This window comes from Shinella sp. WSC3-e, assembly GCF_945994535.1.
Classification (GTDB): domain Bacteria; phylum Pseudomonadota; class Alphaproteobacteria; order Rhizobiales; family Rhizobiaceae; genus Shinella; species Shinella yambaruensis.
Genome location: NZ_OZ000530.1, coordinates 2,012,837 through 2,034,047 on the forward strand (window position 1 = coordinate 2,012,837; position 21,211 = coordinate 2,034,047).

The following is a 21,211-nucleotide window of genomic DNA, read 5'->3' on the forward strand; positions in this document are numbered from 1 at the left end:
CCTATCGGGCGCGCCGCGCCTCCAGCACCTCGGCCGCCTCCAGCAGCGTGGCGAAGAGATAGGCGATCTTGTCGCTGCGCGTATCGCCGTACCAGATCTGCGGCACCATCACGCGGAAGCGCGTTTGGAGCAGATCGGCCAGCGCCTCGGTGTCGCCCATCCACTCCAGCATGTCGGCATAGAGGTTCATCACGCTCGGCGCGGGAAAGCGCGACAGGAGGTCCTCGAAGCCCTGTTTCGCCATGTCAGGATCGCAGAGCGTATCGGCAAGCGCGTGGTCGCCGACATCGGTGTTGGCCTGCTGGATCAGCGCGTAGAAGCCGAGGCCGAAACGATCCTGCGTCAGCGCCGCCGCCCGGCGGGCGAAGTTTTCGAGGTCCTGCGCATCGCGCCCCAGCCAGCGCGGCATGATCATGCGGGCATGCGATCGGCAGATGTCGATATTGTAGCGATCGAGCTGCCAAGCCTGTTCGAAGCGCGCCGTGAATGTCTCGAAATCGCCGTCATTGGCCGAGCGGCGGTAGTCGCTCATCCGCCAGCTGAAATTGTCCGGGTCGGCCTGGCTGTCGAGCACGGCGTCCGCCGTCTCCAGCAGCGCCTCGCAGCTCTGCCGCTGCTCCGCCTGGACGAGGTGCCCATAGGCGGTGCCGCGCTGCACGAAGGCCGCCACGCGCAGCGCATCGGCATAGGTCGCGGCGGAAAAGGCCGACGGGCTGCGTTGGAAGAAGGCCCGGAAAGGCTCCAGCATGGCGACATGCGCCGGCGCCTCGTCTTCCGGCAGTTCCAGGAACGGTTCGACGAACCATTCCTTCACCAGCGAATAGAGCGGCCGGCCGCTTTCCGTGATGACGCTGCTCGCCCGCGCCGCCTCGAAAGCCCGCTGGTAGGCCTCGAAATCGCCGTTGCGCCAGGCGGCGCGCATGGCGTCGCGCTGCGGCACGAGGGCCGGTATCTCGTCGTGGAGATCGACGAGATAGAGGTCGTAGTCGCGCACCAGCCGCTCTTCCGGGGACAGCAGTTCCTGCGGCGCGGCGCTCGCCCGACCGAGCATCCTGGTGCGCAGAGCGGCAAGAATATCCTTGAAAACCATGTCGATCCGCTTTCTCAGCCCCGGCATGCCTGCATTCCGCCCGCATGCGGCGGGAACCAGCGGAAGACGGTTGCAGCCCGGCGGCTATTCGCCTGTCATCACCGATTTTTGAAGAGCGCATGCCCTTTCCCTCCGCCGGTCGTGATACATTTCCAAACCCCGGATGCACGGATAGGTGACGGCCATGCTGACAACGCTTGCCTTGCTGATGAGCCTGATGCCCGGCGCGGAACTCGCCGCCGCGGACCAGGAGGTGGATGTGGAGCTGGTGCTGGCGGTCGACGTCTCCGGCTCCATGGACCTCGAGGAGGCGCAGGTGCAGCGCGCCGGCTACGTCGATGCCCTGCGCCACCCCGACTTCATCAATGCCGTGCGCGACGGGCTGACCGGCCGCATCGCCATCAGCTATTTCGAATGGGCCGGCACGATCCGCGACAATTCCCTGGTGCCCTGGCAGATCATCTCCGGCCCGGAGGACGCCGACGCCTTCGCCGCCCAGCTCGAAGCCCGCCCGATCGCCACGCGCCGCGGCACGTCGATCTCCGGCGCCATCGCCTATGGCGCGCAACTGTTCGATGCCAACGGCTATACCGGCCTGCGCCGCGTCATCGATGTTTCCGGCGACGGCCCGAACAATTTCGGACCGCCGGTGACGCCGGCGCGCGACGCGGCGACCGCGCTCGGCATCATCATCAACGGTCTTGCCATCATGATCCGCCCCTCCGCCGCCTACGGCTCGCTCGACAACTACTATGCCAACTGCGTCATCGGCGGCCCCGGCGCCTTCGTGCTGCCGGTGCAGGAGCCGGAGGATTTCGCCATCGCCATCCGCCGCAAGCTGATCCTCGAAGTCAGCGGCGCCGAGCCGCCCGCCCGCATCATTCCGGCCGCCGGAGAACCGGCCGATTGCCTGATCGGCGAAAAGCTGAGGCCCAGCTACATGGAGCGCTTCTACCCGGAACTCGACCGCTGAGCCCTGTTCCACCCGAAACAGCGCCGCCCGGTCCCCCATGCGACAGTCACCCTACTGGATGAATGGTTCGTCCATTGACTGGTAGAGAGGAGACTGAAATGCGCAAGTTCATCATGTCCGCCGTTGTCGCGACCGTCGCAGCGGTGTCCTTCGCCGCCCCCTCGCAGGCCGGCGGCTTCTACATCGGCTTCGGCCATGGCTGGGGCGGCTATCACCACGGCTATGTCAGCCACTACCATGGCCATCACCGCCATTGCTTCTGGAAGAAGATCAAGCGCTACAACAAGTGGGGACACGTCGTCTACAAGCGCGTGAAGGTCTGCCGTTAAACACCAGCACCGGCGCGGTTTTCCGCGCAGAATCCGCCCTGCCCCGGCCGCCTCGCGGCCGGGATTTTGCCGTTACGAAAACATACAGCGTTCGCAACCTATTCCTTTTGAACGGAAATCGTGCTTATATTGAATGAACGTTCAGCAAAATACAGGGGAGCGACATGAACGAGATGATCCGCGATATCAGCGTTCCGAACGACTGGGACAGGAGCGGACTTCCCGGCTGGTGTTATCACAGCCCCGCCCTCCTCGAACTGGAGAAGCAGCATGTCTTCCGCGAGCACTGGCAGATCGCCTGCCACGTCTCCGACATTCCCGAGCCCGGCAACTACCTCGCCATGGACGTCGTCGGCGAGCGCGCGCTGATCCTGCGCGGGCAGGACGGCGCGGTGCGCGCCTTCCACAACATCTGCCGCCATCGCGGCTCGCGCCTCGTCGCCGACGAGAAGGGCAGCTGCCGCAACGCGCTGGTCTGTCCCTTCCACGGCTGGGTCTACAATCTCGACGGCACGCTGCGCGGCGCCGCGCGCCCCCGCAGCTTCCCGCCGCTCGACAAGAACGAATTCGCGCTGAAGGGGCTGGAATGCGAGGTCTGGCAGGGCTTCGTCTTCATTCGCTTCGCGCCCGGCCCGCAGCCTTCCGTCGCTGACCTGATGAAGCCCTTCGAGGAAGAACTGGCGCATTACCGGACGGAAGAGATGGTGCCGACCGGCGATATCTGGACCCAGGAGACGCCGGTCAACTGGAAGTCCGTGCGCGACGTCGACAACGAGGGCTACCACGTCGCCATGGCGCATCCCGCCCTGCAGGACCTCTACGGCTCGACCTATTACGACGAACCCTTCGTCGACGGCCTCTGCCGCTCCTTCGCCACCTACAACCCGCATGCCGGCCGGCGCTGGAGCGTGCGCAACTATGTGAAGATCTCGCCGGAAAACCATGCGCTGCCCGAGCGGCTGCGCAAGGCTTGGATCTATTTCGGCCTGTTCCCGAACGCCGTCATCGCCGTCACGCCGGAGACCGTGCAGTTCTACCAGGAATTCCCGCTCGGCGTCGGCCGGACGCTGCTGCGCGGCGGCATCTACCGTTACCGAGAGGAGGAGCGCGCCCATCGCCTCGCCCGCTACCTCGCCTTGCGCATCGACCGCGACACCCAGGCCGAGGACGTGCAGCTCACCGTCTGGTCGAACGAGGCGATGACCTCCAACGCCTTCGCCGGCTTCTACCTCTCCGACCTCGAATACGGCGTGCGCACCCATCACGACCACCTGCGCCGCGTGCTGCCGGTGGTGACGCTGAAGGAGGCGCCGGAGGAGAAAGCGATGGCGGAGGCCAATGCCGGGCTACGGCAAGGCTAGGCTAGGCTTCTCCGATAGGCCGTGGGTGCCGCGTGGGTCCTCGGGTCAAGCCCGAGGATGACGATAGGAGAGAAGCACGGCGGGCAAAAGCGACATGGCCGCATGCCGCACCGCTTGACAGGTGGGAGCCTCCTCCTCCCCACCGTCATCCTCGGGCTTGACCCGAGGATCCACACCACACCGCAGGCCCAACGCGAAGAGCCTCAGCCCTTCCAGAGCCCTTCGCGCGCCAGGTCGTCCATCGTCAGTTCGATCCCCTTGCGCAGGATCGATGCCATGTCGTCGATCTGTTCCAGCGAAATGGTGAGCGGCGGCGACATCACGCACATGTTGATGAGCGGGCGCACCAGGAGGCCGAGTTCCTGGCAATGCCGGTCGATGCGCTTGCCGACCTCCAGGTCGAGCGTCAGCGGGTTCTTGCTGACCCGGTCGGCGACGCATTCCACGCAGGCCATCAGCCCGAGGCCGCGCACCTCGCCGACCAGCGGCAGGTCCTCCAGCGCCTTCAGGCTCGCCTGGAAATGGTCGGTGACGGCGCGCGCATGGTCGAGCAGCCCGTCCTCCAGGATGTCGAGGTTCTTCAGCGCCACCGCGCAGCCGACCGGATGGCTGGAATAGGTCAGCCCATGCGCGAACATCGCCTCCGAATGGTTCGAGCGGCGCAATTCCTCGAAGAGGCGCCCGGCGATCATCACCCCGCCGAGCGGGAAATAGCCCGACGTCACGCCCTTGGCGAAGGTGATCATGTCCGGGTCGATGCCGAAGACGTCCTGCGAGGCGAAGACATGGCCGAGGCGGCCGAAGGCGGTCACCACCTCGTCGGCGATGAAGAGGATGTCGTTGGCGCGGCAGAGCGCGTGCATGCGCTTCAGGTAACCGGCGGGCGGCACGATGACCCCGCCGGACGCCATGACCGGCTCGGCGATGAAGGCGCCGATATGTTCCGCCCCCCTCTCCTCGATCACCGCGCGGAACTCCTCGACGAGGAAATCGCAGAAGGCCTCGACGCTCATGCCCTCCGGCCGGCGGAACGGATCGGGGCAGGACAGCTTGACGACGAGATCGCCGGCGCTGTCCATCCAGTCATGGTCGCGCGGCCGGCCGTTGAGCGAGGCGGAGAGGTACGTCGAGCCGTGATAGCCGCCCTGGCGCGAGACGATCAGCTTCTTCTCCGGCCGGCCTTTCACATTGTTGGCGAACTGCATGAAGCGCAGCGCCGTCTCGACCGCCGACGAGCCGCCGGTCGTGTAGAAGACATGGTCGATCCCGTCGGGCGCATGGCCGGCAAGGCGGGCGGAGAGCACGGCGGAGGGCGCGTTGGTCGTGTACCAGGGCGAATTGTAGGAGAGCTCCATCGCCTGCGCGGCCATGACGTCGGCCAGTTGCCTGTTGCGATGGCCGGCATTGACGCACCACATGCCGGCAGGCCCGTCGATCAGGCGCCGGCCGGCGGCATCGGTCACATAGATGCCCTCGCCCGCCTCGATGCGCCCGCGCGCCTCCGCGCCGATGGAGCCGGAAACCGGCCAGGGCTGCACCAGATGGCGCTCGGCCAGCCGGGTGAGTTCGTCGCCGGCCGCTTCGTCGGCACGCCGGTCCTCGTTCGCCGTCTTCGGAATTGCCGCCATGTCCCTCTCCATCGATTATTTGCCAGAAAGAATCTCGGAACAACGATATGAAAGATTTTGATTTTCCCAATCATATTGAATGTTCGTTCAATCAATATTGCAGAAACAGGGCTTGATTTCAACGGGGATTTCGGCGCATGCTGTCCACCAGGGAACAGCAGCGTGCCCGAGAAGGAGTACGCAGAGGCCGAAAAGGCGCAGGCGCATGGGAACGGGAAATCTCACGCTCTACGAGAGTTGTCGCGGCGGGAGTTGCGGCCGATGACGGCGGCGGCGTTCGGCGCGCTTGCCGATACGCCCTCCTCCGGGAGGCGCAAGGCCTGGATGCGCAGCGAGGAGGCCCGCGGCCTCGCCCTGATCTCGCCGACCTTCCTCTATGCGCTGGCGCTGCTCTTCCTCCCGGTCCTCATCGTCATCGCCTACAGTTTCTGGACCCAGGACTATCTCGACATCGACCGCACCTTCACGCTGGAAAACTACCGGCAGGCCCTCACCGAGCCGATCTATCGCGACCTCTTCGTCCGCTCGCTGTGGATCTCGCTGACGGTCAGCATCGTCACCGTCGTCTTCTCCTATCCGGTCGCCTGGTTCATCTCCTTCCACGGCGGGGTGCACAAGAACCTCTGGCTCTTCCTCGTCACCGTGCCCTGCTGGACGAGCTATCTTCTGCGCGTCATGTCGTGGAAGGTCATCCTCGGCTATGGCGGCGTCATGAACACCGGCCTCATCTCGATGGGCCTCATCGACAAGCCGCTGACCTCGCTGCTCTACAATTCCAACGCCGTCGTCATCACGCTGGTGCACAGCTGGGCGGCCTTCGCCATCCTGCCGATCTACGTCTCGCTGCAGAAGATCGACCGCACGCTGATCGAGGCGGCGCGCGATCTCGGCGACAGCCGCCTGAAGGCCTTCCTGCGCATCACCCTGCCGCTCTCGCTGCCCGGCATCATCTCCGCCTTCCTGATCGTGATGATCCCGACCGTCGGCGACTATGTCACGCCGCGCCTCGTCGGCGGCAAGGACGGCGTGATGATCGCGACCGCCATCCAGGCACAGTTCGGCAAGGCCGCCAACTGGCCGCTCGGCGCTGCCCTCTCCGTCACGACCATGGTGCTCGTCTCGCTCACGGCGGCGGCCGTCGTGCTCGCGCTGAAGTTCACCGTCAGGAGGATCAGATGAGCCTCCTCACGCGGCGCCTGCGCGTCCTTCCGTTCCTGCCGGCCTATGTCGCGCTCTATTTCCTCTTCCTCTACCTGCCGATCCTGCTTCTGCCGGTCTTCTCCTTCAACGATGCGGCGACGACCACCTTCCCCCTCGCCGGCTTCACCACCAAGTGGTACGCCTCGCTCGCCGGCAATTCGGTCATGCTGCAAGCGGCCTGGAACAGCCTCGTCGTCGGCGTCGCCGTCTCGCTGCTCTCCACCGTGCTCGGCATCTGCGCCGCCCGCGCCATCACGCGCTACCGCTTCCGCGGCCAGAGGGCGGCGGCCGGCCTCATCATGGCGCCGCTCTTCCTGCCGGAGATCATCGTCGCCGTGTCGCTGCTGATGATCGTGCTGGCGATGGGCGTCGAACTGTCGCTGATCACGGTCATCCTCGGCCAGACGGTGTTCTGCGTGCCCTATGCCATGTCGGTGCTGGTCTCCGGCTTCGAGGGGTTCGACCGCAGCCTGGAGGAGGCCTCCTACGATCTCGGCGAGACCGCCATCGGCACCTTCCGGCGCGTCACGCTGCCGGTCGTCGCGCCGGCCATCGTCTCCAGCCTGCTCGTCACCTTCACCATCTCACTCGACGAGTTCATCCTTGCCTTCTTCCTTTCCGGCACCGAGCCGACGCTGCCGGTCTATATCTGGGGGCAGTTGCGCTTCGCGGCGAAGCTGCCGGGCGTGCTGGCGCTCGGCACCGTCATGCTCGTCGCCTCCATCCTGATGCTCACCCTCGCCGAGATCCTGCGCCGCCGGGCCGAGCGCCGCACGCAGATGGCATTCACGCTGCCTTAGAAACAGGAGCCGGACATGGCCGACCGCCCGATGATCGAGATCGCCAACGTGTCGAAGTTCTACGGCATCTATAAGGCGCTCGACGATGTCTCGCTCACCATCGGCGAAGGCGAGTTCTTCTCGCTGCTCGGCCCGTCCGGCTGCGGCAAGACCACGCTCCTGCGCTCCATCGCCGGCTTCGAGACGCCGACGGCGGGCGAGATCTTCATCGACGGCGTGCCCTCCCTCGCGCTGGCGCCGAACCGGCGCCCGACCAACATGGTCTTCCAGAACTACGCCATCTTCCCCCATCTCGACGTCGCCGAAAACGTCGCCTACGGCCTGAAACGGCTGAGGCTTTCCGCGCAGGACGAGAGGAAGCGGGTGGGCGACGCGCTCGACCAGGTGCGCCTTTCCGGCCTCGGCCAGCGCAAGGCGCATGAACTTTCCGGCGGCCAGCGCCAGCGCGTGGCGCTCGCCCGCGCCCTCGTCATGCGGCCGAAGGTGCTGCTGCTCGACGAACCGCTCTCCGCCCTCGACAAGAAGCTGCGCGAGGAGATGCAGGTGGAGCTGCGCACGCTGCAGAAGGCCGTCGGCATCACCTTCATCCTCGTCACGCACGACCAGTACGAGGCGCTCGCGCTCTCCGACCGCATCGCCGTGATGTTCGGCGGCCGCATCGCGCAGATCGCCAGCCCGAAGGAAATCTACCAGCGCCCGCGCACCCGCAAGGTCGCCGATTTCCTCGGCGGCATGAATTTCCTGAAGGCGAAGGTGCTGGGAGAACAGGGCAATGCCGTCTCGGTCGACGCCGCCCGCTTCGGCGCGGTCAACCTCGACAAGCCGCAGGGCTTTGCCGCCACAAACGGCCACGTCACCGTCGGCATCCGCCCGGAACGGCTGCGGCTCCTGTGGGACGACGACCGCGCCCCGCACGAGCTTGCCGGCCGCATCGAGAACCGCGCCTATTTCGGCGAGGTCACGCATCTGACGGTCGGCGTCGACGGTCTGGAACAGCCGCTCTCGCTGGTCGAGACGAACAATTTCGGCGCGGACGACCTGCCGGTCGGCGCGGAGATCCGATTGGCCTATGATCCGGAGGCGTTCGTGTTGCTGGCGGAGGATGAGGCGATACGGCGGATCTGAGCGAATAGCGAATAGCGAATAGCGAATAGCGAATAGAAGGTAGCGACGCCAAAACTATTCGCTACTCCCTATTCGCTATTCGCCCCCTCCCTCAATACCCCGATTTGATCTTCTCGAATTCCGCGATCATCTTCTGCCGCAGCTCCGTCGGGATCGGCGCCTGGAACAGCGTGTTGGCGACGAAGGCGTCGACGTCCGCATAGCCCTTGTCGGCGAGGATCTTCGGATCGACGGCGGCCATGCCCTTGGCGTTGGAATGGCCGTAGCCCCAGCTCTCGACCATGTAGGCCGCAATGCCCGGATCGGTGACGGCATTGAGGTAGTCATAGGCAAGGTCTGCGCTGCCTTCGCCGCCCTTCAGCCGCGAATAGCCGCAGACCCAGGTAGACAGCCCCTCCTTGGTGTCCTTCTTGATGGCGACCGGCTGGCTTTCGGCCTGCAGCGTCGTCGCCGTCTCGTTCCAGGCCCAGGCGAGATCGACCTCGCCGCTCGCCAGCGCCTGGCTGAGGTCGGTATTGTCGGTCCAGTAGAGCCGCACGTTCTTGTGCACCTCGCGCAGGAAGGCGGAGGCCTCCTCGAACTGCGCGTCCGTCAGGCTCGCCCAGTCCTTGACGCCGATGGCAAGGCTCGCCAGCGCATAGGCATCGTCCACATTGTCGCCGATCGAGACGCGGTCCTTGAACTTCGGATCGGCGAAGGCCCTGAGCGAGGCGATTTCTTCCGGCTTCACCGTGTCGGTGCGGTAGGTCAGCACCGTGTTGCCCCATTCGAAGGGCAGGAACCAGGCCGTGCCGTCGTCCGAGGTCATCAGGTTCTTCATGCCCTTGAAGGCCGGCAGGATATCGTTCCACGCGGCCAGCCTGGACGTGTCGAGCGGCTCGAGCAGCCCGGCCTCGCGCCATTTCACGATGCTTTGCGCGCAGGGATGCGCAAGATCGGCCTTGAAGCCGGAGCGCAGTTTCTGGAAGGCCTCCTCCTCGTCGCCGAAGAACGAGAAGTCCGGCGAGCCGCCGTGCTTTTCCGTGTAGGCGGGGTGGAAGGCGGGGTCCTCGTAGCCGGACCAGTCGAAGACCGTGAGCGTATCGGCGGAAAAGGCTGGAAGGGCGTTTCCGAGGGCGAGGAAGGCGGCCAATGCCGCTATCGTGGTGCGTTTGGCCGTGTGTGCAGTCTTCATACCGTACTCCTTCCCCGTTTCGGGTTCCCTATTGTGATTGTGGTCCTTGCAAGGTGAGATGCTTCGGGAAGATCGCGACGACGAAGGTGATCGCCGCCTCCAGCGCCTTCTCCCGCGTGGTGCCGTCGCCCATCATCAGGCGCAGCCACAGGCCCTCCAGCATGGCGCAGAGCGAGAGCGCCATCGGCTCCGGCTCGTAGGCGTAATCGCCCTCCGCCTTCAGCGCGGCGCAGAGCGAGATCACGGTCTCCTGGTATTTCACGTCGCGCGCGCCGCACAGCGCCTGGTAGGTCGGCCGGGACTTGGCCTCGCCCCAGAAGGCGCACCAGGCGGCAAGCTTGCGCTTGGTGCAGATCTTGCGGTCGAAATCCGCATGAACCAGCGCCCAGACGCGGCTCGCCGCATTCGGGCCGGCCTTTTCCAGCGCCGCGTTCCAATGGTCCGCATATTCCTCGGACATGAACTGCAGCGTGGCGATAAGCAGGTTTTCCTTGCTCTCGAAATGGAAGTTGACGATGCCGCGCGAAAGGCCGGCACCGTCCGCGACATCGGCGAGCGTCGTGTCGGAATAGCCGCGCCTGGCGAGCGAATCGATCGTCGCCTCGACGAGCTGCTGCCGCCGCGTCTCCTTGGAGGCCTTGCGCCCCCGCTTCTCGCCGTCGCCCGAGCCCTGTTCAGCCCCGCCTGCCCGCATCTTCACCGCCACCTTGCCTTTGGGATTGCGCATCGTCACGGTCACGGGCGAACTCCCGCGGCCGGCTTGGTGCCGCGCAGATGAGCCGGACAATGCTCCCCGCTGTCAAGAACCTTCTGCATGGCCGTCCAGGTGCGGATGTTCTTGGCGACATAGGCCTCGCCCACCGCCGCCACCGCCTCGGCATGGAGCGGCCCTTGCAGCCGCGCCAACTCGCCGCGCGCCACCTCGCGATACCAGGCATTGCGGCTCTCCACCCTGCGATCGGCAAAGCCCGCCGCCGCCATGGCCTCAAGATAGCAGCGCGGCGAGGCCATGCCGAAGCTCAGCCCTTCGGCGGCGATGTAGTCCTGCATATCCGGGCTCGGCGCGCCGTCATGGCCGATCAGCCAGTCGGATGCGGCCAGAACGCCGCCCGGCTTCAGCACGCGGAAAAGCTCGGTAAACAGCGCCTCCTTGTCCGGCACATGGATCATCGCATCCTTGGAGAAGACGACGTCGAATTCATTATCGTCGAACGGCAGGCGGCCCGGCGGGCTGGAGACGAAGCGCGCGACCGCGCAAAGCCCGGCACTTGCCGCCGCCGCCCGCGCCCGGTCGATGACCGGCTGCTCCACATCGTAGCCGACGATCTCGGCCGGGCCGTGGGTCCTTGCGATATGCAGCGTGATACCGCCGGCCCCGCAGCCGAAATCGAGGACACGCCTGCCCTTCAAGTCGACGCCCGAAAGGACACGGTCGACCTCCGCCGGCCCGCCCGGCGAAAGGTAGCCCTCGCCCCACAGGACCGCGAGGAAGCGGATCGCCGCCTCGTCATATTCCGGCTCCGCCGCCGCACCGTCCCTGCCCGTTGCCGTCATGGCCTCCGTCACCCTTCGGCCGCATGGCCGGCGCGCTTTTTCCCTGGCCGAAATTCTAGCGCATAATCAGGCGATTGCAAGATACTTGCTGAATGATCATTCAGAATATCTGGACAACATTTTGCTTTTGATGCAGCTTTTAGAAACAAGGGAGACATCAAAAATGCAAAAGTACGATGCCCTGATCGTCGGCGGCGGCCATAACGGGCTGGTTACCGCCTGTTATCTCCAGCGCTCCGGCCTGAACGTCGCGGTGCTCGAAAAGAACCGCTGGGTCGGCGGGGCGGCGACGAGCCGCGAACTGGCCCCGGGCTTCCTCTACTCCAACTGTTCCTATGTCTGCTCCCTCTTCCGGCCGGAGATCATGCGCGACCTGGAACTGCCGAAACACGGCCTCCAGGTCATCGCCTACGAGGGCGGCGCGGTCTTCACCCGCGACGGCGACTACCTCGCCTCCTACCGCGACCACGACAGCCACCGCCGCGAATTCGCGCGCTATTCGAAACGCGACGCCGAGGCCTACGAGCGCTATGCCCGCGACGTGACGCGCCAGTGCCGCTTCATCCAGCCGCTCCTGATGCGCACCGCCCCCGATCCCTTCGGCTTTCGCCCGCGCGACCTCTCCGAATTCCTCTATCTCGCCAGAAAGTTCGGCGAGTTCAGCCCGCAGGAAATGGCAGAGACGCTGCGCTTCTGGACCATGTCGATCTCCGATTTCCTCGACGAATATTTCGAGACCGACGTCATCAAGGCCTATCTCGCGCTGTCGGGCATCATCGGCACCGCGCTCGGCCCCATGTCGCCCGGCACCGCCTATGTCCTGCTGCACCACTACATGGGCGAGGTGGACGGCTCCGTCGGCGCCTGGGGCTATGCGCGCGGCGGCATGGGCGCGGTGACGCAGGCGCTCGCCCGCTCCTTCGAGGCTTCCGGCGGCACCATCCGCACCGATGCCGAGGTCTCGAAAATCCTCACCCGCGGCGGGCGCACCACCGGCGTCGTGCTCGCCAACGGCGACGAGGTCAACGCCGGCCTCGTCGTCTCGAATGCCGACGTGAAGCGCACCTTCCTGAAGCTCGTGGACGAGGACACCCTGCCCGGCGACTTCGTCCACCGGGTCAGGCATTTCAAGATGCGCGGCTCCTCCGGCAAGGTGAACATCGCGCTCGACAGCCTGCCGGAGTTCCCGGCCCTGCCGGAAGGCTCCTCCTGCATACGCGGCGACATGCATTTCACCGATTCGATCGAGCGCATGGAACGCGCCTATGACGACTGGAAGGCGGGCCGCTGGTCGGCCGATCCCTTCCTCGACATGGTGATCCCGACAACGCTCGACCCGACCATGGCCTCGCCGGGAAAGCACTTCATGAGCTGCTTCGTGCAGTATTGCCCGCCGAAGCTCCAGGGCCGCGACTGGACGGATGCCGACCGCGACGCCTTCGCCGAGACGGTGATCGGCCAGATCGCCGACTATTCGCCGGGCTTCCGCGAGCGCATCGTGCATATGGAGGTGCGCACGCCGCGCGAGATCGAGAACGAGGTCGGCCTGACGGAGGGCAACATCTTCCAGGGCGAGCTCACATTCGACCAGTTGCTCTTCAACCGGCCGGTGCCCGGCTATGCCCAGTACCGCAGCCCGATATCCGGCCTCTACATGTGCGGCTCCTCCACCCATCCGGGCGGCGGGGTGATGGGCGCGCCCGGCCGCAACGCCGCCGCCGAGATCCTGCGCGACCTGAAGCGTTCCCCCGAACAGATGAGCAAAGCCCATGACGTCATTTGATGCCATCGTGATCGGCGCCGGCCACAACGGCCTTGCCGCCGCCACCCGCCTCGCCAAAGGCGGCCGCAAGGTCCTGGTGCTGGAAGCGGCGAACGAACCGGGCGGGGCGACGCGCGGCCGCGAGTTCGCCCCCGGCTTCCGCTCCGCCGGCCTTGCCCATCTCGTCAACCGGCTCGATGCGGACGTGGCGCGCGACATCGGCCTCGACCTTGCCGGCGCCGATACCTTGCTGCCGACCACGGTTCTCGACGGCTCGGGAAAGGCCGCCGTGCTGCACGGCGCCTATGGCGAGCGCATCGACGGCGTCTCGCCTGAGGAGGCGGAAGCCTTCGCGGCGCTGCGCACGAAACTGGTCTTCCAGGCGGGCATCCTGAAGCGGTTCCTCCGCCGCCCGCCGCCGCAGATCGGCGCGCTCTCGCTCGGCGACCTCTCCACCTTCGCCGCTACCGGCTTCGGCCTCATCCGCAAGGGGCGCGGCGAGGGTCGCGATTTCCTGCGCATGCTGCTGATGAACGTCGCCGACGTCGCCGACGAATATCTTTCGGACGACCGGCTGAAGGGCCTCCTCGCTTTCGATGCGACGCTCGGCATCCATCTCGGCCCCCGCTCGCCGACCTCCCTGCTCGGCCTCTACTATCGCCTGACCGGCGAGGTCGCGGGCAAGGCCGGCGGCCAGTTCGTGCCGGCAGGCGGCATGGCGCGCGTCGCGCCCGCCTTCCTGCGCGCCGCCGAAAAGGCCGGCGTCACCCTGCGCTGCGGCACGCCCGTCGGCCGCATCCTCGCCGATCGCGGCCGGGCGAGCGGCGTGGTTCTCGGCGACGGCACGGAGATCGTTGCCCCCGTCATCGTCTCGGCTATCCACCCGCAGACGACCTTCCTCCACCTCGTCGATCCCGCCGAAAGCAGCACCGGCTTCGTGCGCTCGGTGAAGAACGTGCGCAGCCACGGCAATGTCGCCAAGCTCGACCTCGCGCTCGACCGCATCCCGAACTTCACCGGCCTGCCGGCGGAAGCCCGCGGCGGGCGCATCGTGCTCGTGCGCTCGATGGAGCAGGTCGAGGAGGCCTTCAACCCGGCGAAGTACGGCGAATTCTCCAGCGACCCCGTCATGGAGGTGACATTGCCGAGCCTTGCCGACCCGTCATTGGCGCCCAGCGGCGGCTGCACAGTGTCGGCACTCGTGCAATATGCGCCCTACCGCCTCAAGGCGGGCTGGGAGAGCGGCAAGCCGGCCTTCCTCAGGATCGTGCTCGACACGCTGGAACGCCATGCGCCTGGCCTCGGAAAGTCCGTGGTCGCGGCCAGCCTGATGACGCCGGTCGATATCGAGGCGGAATACAACCTGCCGGGCGGCCATTGGCATCACGGCGAATTGCAGGCCGACCAGCTCCTCGTCAACCGGCCGACCGGCGCCGCTTCCGGCTACCGCACGCCCATCGAGGGCCTTTATCTCGCGAGCGCCGGCGCGCATCCGGGCGGCGGCATATCCGGCCTGCCGGGCTGGAACGCGGCCCGCCACATCCTTTCGGGAGCGAGCGCATGAACGCCATGACGAAATCCGCCGCGGAGCTGCGCCGCGCCGCCCGCAACCATATCCTCGCGCCGCGGCTCGAAAGCCCGTTCCATGATCGTCTGATGGCGCTGAGCGAGGTCAACGACTGGTACAACTGGGCCGGCTACAAGGCGCCGCATGCGCTGTTCGACGGCGAACTCGAATATTTCGCCATCCGCTCCACCGCCGCCCTCTTCGACATCTCGCCGATGGTGAAGTACCGCATCGCCGGCCCGGATGCCGAGCGCTACCTCAACCGGCTGACCCTGCGCGACGTGCGCAAGCTCGGCGTGAACCGCGTGCACTACACCGCCTGGTGCGACGACCACGGCCATGTGCTGGACGACGGCACGCTCTTCCGCCTCGGCGAGAGCGAATTCCGCCTCTGCTGCCAGGAACGCCACCTGCCCTGGCTCCTCGACAGCGCCTTCGGCTTTGCGGTCGACATCCACGAGGAGACGGAGGAGGTCGCCGGCCTCGCCCTGCAGGGGCCGACGAGCTACGCGGTGCTGCGTGACGCGGGCTTTGCCGGCGTGGAGGCGTTGAAACCTTTCCACATCGGCATCTTCCCGCATGAGGACGGCGACGTGACCATCTCGCGCACCGGCTTCACCGGCGATCTCGGCTACGAACTCTTCGTGCCCCGCGCCAGGGCGCTCTCGCTGTGGGACCGGCTGTGGCGCGCCGGCGCGCCGCACACGATCCGCGCCATCGGCTACGGCGCGCTCAACCAGGCGCGCATCGAGGCCGGCTTCATCGTCGCCAACACGGATTTCGTCACCGCCGAGGGGGCGCTGCGCGCCGACCGGGTGCGCATGCCGGACGAGATCGGCCTCGACTGGCTGGTCGATCCGGACAAGCCGAATTTCAACGGGCGCCGGGCGATCCTCGACGCGCGGCGGAATCAATCTCTCAAGCACATCCTCGTCGGCCTTGAAATCGAAGGGAATATTCCCGCCGAGCATGCCATCGTCTATCATCGGCAAAAGCACGAGGCGGGCCTCGTCACCGCCGCGATCTGGTCGCCGACGGCCAAGCGCAACATCGCCATCGCCAGCCTCGAAAGGCCCTACGGATCGAAGCTCACGGAGGACCTCTGGGTGGAGATCTATGCGATGCGGGAGCTGAAATACCAGAAGCTGATGAAACGGGCGAAGATCGTGCCGCGCCCCTTCGTCAGGCTCGCCCGACGCACAGCGAGCCCGCCGGGCCTCACCTGACATGGACGAGGAGACCCGCCGCAACTGGGAGATCATCGCCATGCCGCCCGGCGCCGAATGGTCCGGGCGCGCGCGCTATGCGGCGGCCATGTATTTCTGCCAGCGCGGCGAGATGGCGCCGGAGGTGCTGGAGGTCTATCGCATCTGTTCGCGGCTCGATGCAGAGGACCCGGTTTCCGTGCTGCGGCGCTGGAAGATCGGCGGCGAGTGGATCGAACGGCTCGAGGCCTATCGCGCCGAGGGGGCGTGCGAGGAATAGGTCGCGAACAGGCGGCGGAGGGCATCCCTGCCTTCGCTGGCAATGTCGAACCTGCGGCCGAACAGCAGCCATTCCGAGCACAGGCCCTTGATGACCCAGCGCAGCATGGAGGCCGCCGAGCGCGGCGTCCAGCAGGCGCAGAGTTTGCCCTGTTTCTCCGCCTTGGCGAAGGCGGCTTCCAGCGCCTGCATGTGCTCGTCGTCGAGATCGTTCTGCCGCTCGGAGATCGCGGAAAATTCGCCGGACGTATCGCAGCGCAGGAGGATCGACAGGATGCGCTGGCGGTGCTCGTCGGTGGCAAGCAGTTCGAGCCATTCGCGGCCGACCCGTTCGAGCACCCCGAAGACATCGGCGTTTTCGGCTTCCAGCTCGCGGGCGATCAGGTCCTCCTGCGGCATGGGCAGCGAATTGTAGAGCTCCAGCACGAGATCCGCCCGGTTGGCGAAGTGCCAGTAGATGGCGCCGCGGGTGACCCCCGCGGCACGCGCCACATCCTCCATGGAGGCATGGGCGACACCTTTTTCGTAGAAGACCTTTTCTGCCGCCAGCAGGATCTGCTGGCGGGTTTCCTTGGCCTCTGCCTTGGTCCGGCGCATGGCGGCCTACTCCGCCGGGCTTGCCGCCGGTGCCGGCTCCTCCTTTTTCTTCCTGCCGTAGCCGAACAGCTTCATCACGAAGACGAAGAAGACCGGCACGAAGAAGATGGCGAGCACGGTGGCGGTGATCATCCCGCCCATCACGCCCGTGCCGATGGCGCGCTGGCTGCCCGAGCTTGCGCCCGTCGCGATCGCCAGCGGCAGGACGCCGAGCGTGAAGGCCAGCGAGGTCATCAGGATCGGCCGGAAGCGCAGGTGGCAGGCCTCGATCGTCGCGTCGATCAGCGACCTGCCCTCCGCCATCAGGTCCTTGGCGAACTCGATGATCAGGATGGCGTTCTTCGCCGAAAGGCCGATGATCGCGATCAGGCCGACCTTGAAGTACACGTCGTTCGACATGTCGCGCAGCGTGACCGCGATGACCGCGCCGATGACGCCGAGCGGCACCACGAGGATGACCGCGAACGGGATCGACCAGCTTTCATAGAGCGCCGCAAGGCACAGGAACACCAGGAGGATCGAAAGGCCGACGAGGATCGGCGCCTGCGAACCGGACTGGATTTCCTGCAGGGACTGGCCCGTCCACTCATAGCCGAAGCCCGGCGGAAGCTGGGCGGCAAGCCGCTCCATCTCGGCGATGGCATCGCCCGAGGAGAAGCCCGGCTTGGTGTCGCCGCTGAAGCGGACGGACGGATAGCCGTTGTAGCCGACCGTCTGCGTCGGCGCCTTCACCCATTCCACGCTCGCAAAGGCCGAGATCGGCACCATGCCGCCGTTCGAATTGCGCACGTTGAGGTTCAGGAGGTCGGCCACCTGCATGCGCTCGCCCTGGTCCGCCTGGACCGTCACGCGCTGCATGCGCCCGGCATTCGGGAAGTCGTTGACATAGGTCGAGCCGAGATTCGTCGAGATCGTCGAGTTGATGTCGGCGAAGGTCACACCGAAGGTGTTGGCCTTCTCGCGATCGATCATGACGTTGACCTGCGCCGCATCCGGCATGCCTTCGACGCGCACGCCCGCCACGACATTGCTCTGCGCGGCAAGGCCGAGAAGCTGATCGCGGGCCGCCGAGAGCGCCTCCTGGCCGAGGCCGCCGCGGTCCTGCAGGCGGAAGGAGAAGCCGCCCGTCGTGCCGAGACCCTGGATCGGCGGCGGCGACAGCGCGAAGCTGATCGCATCCTTGATCTGGCTCATCGCGACGGTCGCCCGGCCGGCGATCGCCTGCGCGGCGTTTTCCGGTCCGCGCTCGCTCCAGTCCTTCAGCGTCACGAAGGCTAGGCCGGCATTCTGGCCTGCACCGAAGAAGGAGAAGCCGTTGATGCCGACGATGGTGTCGACCGCCGTTTCCTGGCCGAAGATCTTCTCGGTCTGGGACAGCACCTCGTCCGTGCGGTGGCCGGTCGCTTCCGAGGGCAGCTGCATCATGACGATGACGAAGCCCTGGTCCTCATCCGGCAGGAACGAGGACGGCAGCTTCATGAACATGTAGCCGAGGCCCGCGAGGATGGCGAGGTAGATCACCATGAACCGGCCGGCACGGCGGATCAGCCACCCGACGCTGCCGCTATAGCTCCTCGACGTCCTGTCGAAGCTGCGGTTGAACCAGCCGAAGAAGCCGCGCTTGGCATGGTGATGCCCCTTCGGCACCTGCTTGAGGAAGCTGCCGGCCAGCGCCGGCGTCAGCGAGAGCGCCAGGAACGCCGAGAACAGGATCGAGACGACCATCGTCAGCGAGAACTGCTGGTAGATGACGCCGACCGCGCCCGGGAAGAAGCCCATCGGGATGAAGACCGAGGCGAGCACCAGCGTGATGCCGATGACGGCGCCGGTGATCTGCTTCATCGCCTTGCGGGTCGCCTCCTTCGGCGGCAGGCCCTCTTCCGACATGATGCGCTCGACGTTCTCCACGACGATGATCGCATCGTCGACGAGGATGCCGATGGCGAGCACCATGGCGAACATGGTCAGAACGTTGATCGAGAAGCCCATGGCAAGCATGACGGCGCAGGTGCCGAGCAGCGCGACGGGTACGACGAGCGTCGGGATGATCGTGTAGCGGATGTTCTGCAGGAACAGGAACATCACCAGGAAGACGAGGCCAACCGCTTCGAGAAGCGTGTGCAACACCTTCTCGATCGAGACCTTCACGAAGGGCGAGGTGTCGTAGGGGATCGAATATTCGAGGCCGGGCGGGAAGAACTGCGCCAGTTCGTCCATGCGCGCCTTGATCGCCTCCGACGTCTGCATGGCATTGCCGGTCGGCGAGAGCTGCACGCCGATCGCCGCCGAAGGCTGGCCGTTGAGACGGGTCGAGAAGGAATAGGTTTCGCCGCCCACCTCGACGCGGGCAACGTCACGCAAGCGCACGGCCGAGCCGTCCGCATTGGCGCGCAGCACGATGGAGCCGAATTCTTCCGGCGTCGTCAGTTGCCCCTTGATGTTGACGGGCGCTGCGATCTGCTGGGTGATCGGGTTCGGCTGGGCGCCGATGGAACCGGCGGCGATCTGCGCGTTCTGCGCCTGCACGGCGGCGGTGATGTCGGCCGCCGTCAGGTTGAGCCCGAGCATCTTGTCGGGGTCCAGCCAGATGCGCATGGAGCGCTGCGTGGCGAAGAGCTGCGCACGGCCGACGCCCGGCACGCGCTGGATTTCGGAAAGGATGTTGCGGTTGAGATAGTCGCCGAGGCTGATGGCGTCCATCGAGCCGTCGGTGGAGGTCAGCGAGACGATCAGGAGGAAGCCGGAGCCCGCCTCCTCCACCTGCACGCCCTGGCGGCGCACGGAATCGGGAAGGCGCGGCTCGACGCGGCTGATGCGGTTCTGCACGTCGACCGAAGCCTGGCTCGGATCGGTGCCGGGCGCGAAGGTGATGTTGATCTCGGCCGAGCCCGCAGCGCTCGAGGTCGATTCGAAATAGAGCATGCCCTCGACGCCGTTCAGCTCATCCTCGATGAGCTTGGTGACGCTCTGGTAGGTGTCCTGCGAGGAGGCGCCGGAATAGGTGGTCGAGACCGAGATCTGCGGCGGCGCCACGTCCGGATATTGCGCGATCGGCAGAAGCGGGATGGAGATGGCGCCGGCGATCATGATGAAGATCGCGACGACCCAGGCGAAAATCGGCCTGTCGATGAAAAAACTGGGCATCGTCCGGATCCTTACTTTGCCTGCTCGGCCTTGGCGGCGTCGTCGCCGCCTTCGGCCTTGCCGGTCTCGCCGGTCTGGGCAGCGCCCTCCGTGGTGGCGGCGTCGCCCGCCTGGGCCGCGCCGCCTTCGGCAGCCGGCTGCTGGGCGCCGGCGACCGCGCCCGGGTTCCATTCCGCCGGAATGACTTCACCGCCCGGCTGAACCTTCTGGAAGCCTTCGACGATGATCTTCTCGCCATCCTTCAGGCCATCGGTGATGACCCAGCGCGTGCCGGCCGCGCGGCCGACGCGGACGCTGCGGGTGCCGGCCTTGTTGTCGGCGGAGACGACATAGACGAGCGCGCTGCCCGACGAGTCGCGCTGGACGGCCTGCTGCGGCACGAGCACGGCATTCTTCTCGATGCCCTGCTCGATCTGCACGCGCACATACATGCCCGGCAGGAGGTCGCCGTCCGGGTTCGGGAATTCGCCGCGCAGCGTCACCTGGCCGGTCGTCTCGTCGACGGCGGCCTCGGAGAACAAGAGCTTGCCCGGATGCGGATAGGCCGAGCCGTCGTCCAGCACCAGCTTGACGTCGGCGGAATTGTTGTCGGCCATCAGGTCGCCGTCCTCCAGCGCCTTGCGCAGGCGCATGAGATCGGTCGCCGACTGGGTGAAGTCGGCATAGACCGGATCGAGCTGCTGGATCGTCGCGAGGTTCTCCGTGCCGTTCGCCGACACCAGAGCGCCCTCGGTGATGAGCGCGCGGCCGATGCGGCCGCTGATCGGCGCCTTGACCTCGGTATATTCGAGATTGAGCTTCGCGGTCGCAAGGCTCGCCTCGGCGATCGCGACATCGGCATCCGCCTGCGCCAGCTGGGCGACGGCGTCGTCGTAGGTCTGCGCGGAGGCGACGTTCGACTTGCGCAGCTGCTCCTGACGCTCGGCCGTGTTCCGCGCCTGGGCCTGGACGGCCTTGGCACGGCGCAGCGTCGCCTCGGCGCTGTCGACCTGCACCTGGAACGGCGCGGGATCGATGCGGTAGAGCACGTCGCCTTCCTTGACCTGCGAGCCCTGCTCGAAGATGCGTTCGATGACGATGCCGGTCGCCCGCGGGCGGACCTCGGCCGTGCGCGTTGCCGCGATACGGCCGGGAAGGTCGTTGGTGATCGGCACGTCTTCCGTCTTCACGGCGACGACGGCCACCTGCGGCGGCGGAAACGCAAAGCCGCCCTGCGGCGCCTGCTCGTCCTGACAGCCGGCGAGAATCAGAAGGGCGCCGAAGGTCGCAATCGAAATCGGTCTCGTGAAACGCATGGGTTCTTCCATAAGCGGTGCCGCCCGAAGCGCGGCAGGGTCCTGAAAACGTGAAGATGCGGTGATCGCAGGACCACCGCATCGCAACATACAAACAACGCTGTATGTTAGTTTCTGACGTTTGACAA

Annotated in this window: 18 protein-coding genes; 10 read left to right on the top strand and 8 right to left on the bottom strand. The window is 66.2% G+C overall.

Features of this window, described 5'->3' with window-relative positions:
- Window position 1 precedes the first annotated feature (1 nt).
- Complete coding sequence (locus AABF56_RS10055) at window positions 2–1,117, bottom strand: hypothetical protein (protein ID WP_272805814.1); 1,116 nt, start codon at window positions 1,115–1,117, stop codon at window positions 2–4.
- 157 nt (window positions 1,118–1,274) lie between these two features.
- Between AABF56_RS10055 and AABF56_RS10060 the strand changes: the two genes are divergently transcribed.
- The 3 genes from AABF56_RS10060 to AABF56_RS10070 all read left to right on the top strand — a co-directional run bounded on the left by AABF56_RS10060 (window position 1,275) and on the right by AABF56_RS10070 (window position 3,753).
- Complete coding sequence (locus AABF56_RS10060; RefSeq protein ID WP_244766735.1) at window positions 1,275–2,063, top strand: DUF1194 domain-containing protein; 789 nt, start codon at window positions 1,275–1,277, stop codon at window positions 2,061–2,063.
- 98 nt (window positions 2,064–2,161) lie between these two features.
- Window positions 2,162–2,392 (top strand): hypothetical protein, encoded by a 231-nt coding sequence (locus AABF56_RS10065; protein ID WP_272805815.1) that lies wholly within the window; start codon window positions 2,162–2,164, stop codon window positions 2,390–2,392.
- Window positions 2,393–2,556: 164 nt separating this feature from the next.
- Window positions 2,557–3,753 (top strand): aromatic ring-hydroxylating oxygenase subunit alpha, encoded by a 1,197-nt coding sequence (locus AABF56_RS10070; RefSeq protein ID WP_272805816.1) that lies wholly within the window; start codon window positions 2,557–2,559, stop codon window positions 3,751–3,753.
- Between the two features lie 203 nt (window positions 3,754–3,956).
- Here the strand turns inward: AABF56_RS10070 and AABF56_RS10075 are convergent, their stop codons facing one another.
- Entirely contained in the window at window positions 3,957–5,381 is a 1,425-nt protein-coding gene (locus AABF56_RS10075) for an aminotransferase (protein WP_272805817.1), read from the bottom strand.
- Between the two features lie 261 nt (window positions 5,382–5,642).
- On the opposite strand from AABF56_RS10075, the gene AABF56_RS10080 reads away from it, so the two are divergent.
- The 3 genes from AABF56_RS10080 to AABF56_RS10090 are packed head-to-tail and all read left to right on the top strand — an operon-like array spanning window position 5,643 to window position 8,506.
- Window positions 5,643–6,560 carry an ABC transporter permease gene (locus AABF56_RS10080; RefSeq protein WP_272805818.1) on the top strand — a complete coding sequence of 306 codons (918 nt, stop codon included), beginning with the start codon at window positions 5,643–5,645 and terminating at the stop codon, window positions 6,558–6,560.
- On the top strand, window positions 6,557–7,381 hold the full coding sequence (locus AABF56_RS10085) for an ABC transporter permease (RefSeq protein ID WP_272805819.1): 825 nt from the start codon (window positions 6,557–6,559) through the stop codon (window positions 7,379–7,381). Before AABF56_RS10080 ends, AABF56_RS10085 begins: the two co-directional genes overlap by 4 nt.
- A gap of 30 nt (window positions 7,382–7,411) precedes the next feature.
- Complete coding sequence (locus AABF56_RS10090; RefSeq protein ID WP_272807481.1) at window positions 7,412–8,506, top strand: ABC transporter ATP-binding protein; 1,095 nt, start codon at window positions 7,412–7,414, stop codon at window positions 8,504–8,506.
- Window positions 8,507–8,597: 91 nt separating this feature from the next.
- Here the strand turns inward: AABF56_RS10090 and AABF56_RS10095 are convergent, their stop codons facing one another.
- From AABF56_RS10095 to AABF56_RS10105, 3 genes are read right to left on the bottom strand one after another with little or no spacing between them, the layout of a single operon-like run.
- A complete protein-coding gene (locus AABF56_RS10095) occupies window positions 8,598–9,680 on the bottom strand; it encodes an extracellular solute-binding protein (protein WP_272805820.1) in 1,083 nt (360 codons plus the stop codon).
- Window positions 9,681–9,708: 28 nt separating this feature from the next.
- Window positions 9,709–10,374, bottom strand: a complete 666-nt coding sequence (locus AABF56_RS10100; RefSeq protein WP_272807482.1) for a TetR family transcriptional regulator C-terminal domain-containing protein — start codon at window positions 10,372–10,374, stop codon at window positions 9,709–9,711.
- A gap of 41 nt (window positions 10,375–10,415) precedes the next feature.
- Window positions 10,416–11,234, bottom strand: a complete 819-nt coding sequence (locus AABF56_RS10105; RefSeq protein ID WP_272805821.1) for a methyltransferase domain-containing protein — start codon at window positions 11,232–11,234, stop codon at window positions 10,416–10,418.
- A gap of 163 nt (window positions 11,235–11,397) precedes the next feature.
- Here AABF56_RS10105 and AABF56_RS10110 point away from each other — a divergent pair, with 163 nt between their 5' ends.
- From AABF56_RS10110 to AABF56_RS10125, 4 genes are read left to right on the top strand one after another with little or no spacing between them, the layout of a single operon-like run.
- Window positions 11,398–13,017, top strand: a complete 1,620-nt coding sequence (locus tag AABF56_RS10110; RefSeq protein WP_272805822.1) for a phytoene desaturase family protein — start codon at window positions 11,398–11,400, stop codon at window positions 13,015–13,017.
- The gene (locus tag AABF56_RS10115; RefSeq protein ID WP_272805823.1) at window positions 13,004–14,560 is read left to right on the top strand and encodes a phytoene desaturase family protein; all 1,557 of its coding nucleotides are present in this window, start codon (window positions 13,004–13,006) and stop codon (window positions 14,558–14,560) included. The genes AABF56_RS10110 and AABF56_RS10115 overlap by 14 nt, the downstream gene beginning before the upstream one ends.
- A 5-nt stretch (window positions 14,561–14,565) precedes the next feature.
- On the top strand, window positions 14,566–15,789 hold the full coding sequence (locus AABF56_RS10120) for an aminomethyltransferase family protein (RefSeq protein WP_272807483.1): 1,224 nt from the start codon (window positions 14,566–14,568) through the stop codon (window positions 15,787–15,789).
- Window position 15,790: 1 nt separating this feature from the next.
- Window positions 15,791–16,048: an aminopeptidase gene (locus tag AABF56_RS10125; protein WP_244766745.1), complete on the top strand. Its 258-nt coding sequence runs from the start codon at window positions 15,791–15,793 to the stop codon at window positions 16,046–16,048.
- Here AABF56_RS10125 and AABF56_RS10130 read toward each other — a convergent pair.
- The 3 genes from AABF56_RS10130 to AABF56_RS10140 are packed head-to-tail and all read right to left on the bottom strand — an operon-like array spanning window position 16,018 to window position 21,083.
- Window positions 16,018–16,644, bottom strand: a complete 627-nt coding sequence (locus tag AABF56_RS10130; protein WP_272805824.1) for a TetR family transcriptional regulator — start codon at window positions 16,642–16,644, stop codon at window positions 16,018–16,020. The genes AABF56_RS10125 and AABF56_RS10130 overlap by 31 nt on opposite strands.
- Window positions 16,645–16,650: 6 nt before the next feature.
- On the bottom strand, window positions 16,651–19,788 hold the full coding sequence (locus AABF56_RS10135) for an efflux RND transporter permease subunit (protein WP_244766747.1): 3,138 nt from the start codon (window positions 19,786–19,788) through the stop codon (window positions 16,651–16,653).
- Window positions 19,789–19,799: 11 nt separating this feature from the next.
- Window positions 19,800–21,083 carry an efflux RND transporter periplasmic adaptor subunit gene (locus AABF56_RS10140; RefSeq protein ID WP_443021099.1) on the bottom strand — a complete coding sequence of 428 codons (1,284 nt, stop codon included), beginning with the start codon at window positions 21,081–21,083 and terminating at the stop codon, window positions 19,800–19,802.
- Window positions 21,084–21,211: the final 128 nt, after the last annotated feature.

What these genes read in the sequence shown, in the direction of transcription:
- AABF56_RS10075 (WP_272805817.1), bottom strand. Translation starts at nt 5,381, where the DNA reads ATGGCGGCAATTCCGAAGACGGCGAACGAGGACCGGCGTGCCGACGAA.
- AABF56_RS10105 (WP_272805821.1), bottom strand. Translation starts at nt 11,234, where the DNA reads ATGACGGCAACGGGCAGGGACGGTGCGGCGGCGGAGCCGGAATATGAC.
- AABF56_RS10070 (WP_272805816.1), top strand. Translation starts at nt 2,557, where the DNA reads ATGAACGAGATGATCCGCGATATCAGCGTTCCGAACGACTGGGACAGG.
- AABF56_RS10120 (WP_272807483.1), top strand. Translation starts at nt 14,566, where the DNA reads ATGACGAAATCCGCCGCGGAGCTGCGCCGCGCCGCCCGCAACCATATC.
- AABF56_RS10130 (WP_272805824.1), bottom strand. Translation starts at nt 16,644, where the DNA reads ATGCGCCGGACCAAGGCAGAGGCCAAGGAAACCCGCCAGCAGATCCTG.
- AABF56_RS10085 (WP_272805819.1), top strand. Translation starts at nt 6,557, where the DNA reads ATGAGCCTCCTCACGCGGCGCCTGCGCGTCCTTCCGTTCCTGCCGGCC.
- AABF56_RS10110 (WP_272805822.1), top strand. Translation starts at nt 11,398, where the DNA reads ATGCAAAAGTACGATGCCCTGATCGTCGGCGGCGGCCATAACGGGCTG.
- AABF56_RS10115 (WP_272805823.1), top strand. Translation starts at nt 13,004, where the DNA reads ATGACGTCATTTGATGCCATCGTGATCGGCGCCGGCCACAACGGCCTT.
- AABF56_RS10055 (WP_272805814.1), bottom strand. Translation starts at nt 1,117, where the DNA reads ATGCCGGGGCTGAGAAAGCGGATCGACATGGTTTTCAAGGATATTCTT.
- AABF56_RS10060 (WP_244766735.1), top strand. Translation starts at nt 1,275, where the DNA reads ATGCTGACAACGCTTGCCTTGCTGATGAGCCTGATGCCCGGCGCGGAA.
- AABF56_RS10090 (WP_272807481.1), top strand. Translation starts at nt 7,412, where the DNA reads ATGATCGAGATCGCCAACGTGTCGAAGTTCTACGGCATCTATAAGGCG.
- AABF56_RS10065 (WP_272805815.1), top strand. Translation starts at nt 2,162, where the DNA reads ATGCGCAAGTTCATCATGTCCGCCGTTGTCGCGACCGTCGCAGCGGTG.
- AABF56_RS10125 (WP_244766745.1), top strand. Translation starts at nt 15,791, where the DNA reads ATGGACGAGGAGACCCGCCGCAACTGGGAGATCATCGCCATGCCGCCC.
- AABF56_RS10100 (WP_272807482.1), bottom strand. Translation starts at nt 10,374, where the DNA reads ATGCGGGCAGGCGGGGCTGAACAGGGCTCGGGCGACGGCGAGAAGCGG.
- AABF56_RS10140 (WP_443021099.1), bottom strand. Translation starts at nt 21,083, where the DNA reads ATGCGTTTCACGAGACCGATTTCGATTGCGACCTTCGGCGCCCTTCTG.
- AABF56_RS10080 (WP_272805818.1), top strand. Translation starts at nt 5,643, where the DNA reads ATGACGGCGGCGGCGTTCGGCGCGCTTGCCGATACGCCCTCCTCCGGG.
- AABF56_RS10135 (WP_244766747.1), bottom strand. Translation starts at nt 19,788, where the DNA reads ATGCCCAGTTTTTTCATCGACAGGCCGATTTTCGCCTGGGTCGTCGCG.
- AABF56_RS10095 (WP_272805820.1), bottom strand. Translation starts at nt 9,680, where the DNA reads ATGAAGACTGCACACACGGCCAAACGCACCACGATAGCGGCATTGGCC.